The sequence below is a fragment of the Lentzea albidocapillata genome (assembly GCF_000719115.1).
In the GTDB taxonomy this organism is placed as follows: Bacteria; Actinomycetota; Actinomycetes; order Mycobacteriales; family Pseudonocardiaceae; genus Lentzea; species Lentzea albidocapillata.
Map to the genome: position 1 here is coordinate 1 of NZ_JOEA01000075.1, position 486 is coordinate 486.

Annotated in this window: 1 rRNA gene; it reads left to right on the plus strand. The window is 57.4% G+C overall.

The features are described 5' to 3' along the window. Positions 1-89 (plus strand): 16S ribosomal RNA (locus IG04_RS0141855); the annotation flags it as partial. Between the last annotated feature and the right edge of the window lie 397 nt (positions 90-486).

Sequence of the window (486 nt, forward strand, 5' to 3'; positions counted from 1 at the left end):
GGGGAGAGCGGTCGAAGGTGGGACTGGCGATTGGGACGAAGTCGTAACAAGGTAGCCGTACCGGAAGGTGCGGCTGGATCACCTCCTTTCTAAGGAGCATCTACCAGTGTTCTGAGCGAACGTCTCAGCGCTGGTCAGAACCACACCAGCCTTGATGCTGGGTGGGCTCATTAGTGGATGCTGGCTGGCTAGACGTCCGGTTGCCGGATGAGTGAGTACTGCAGGCTTGCCTGCGTGGAAAGGTCATCGGGGGGCTGGGTGGACAGATCGGTACGCTGTTGGGTCCTGAGGGAACACGCTCTTTGTGTCTTTCAGTGATCGGCTACTTGCCGCGGATGAACCACTCGGTCATTGGATCGGGCCGGCGTTCGCAACATGGCGGGTGGGTCTGATTGTTCTTTGAGAACTGCACAGTGGATGCGAGCATCTTTGTAGCAAGTTAGTAAGGGCATACGGTGGATGTCTTGGCACCAGGAGCCGATGAAG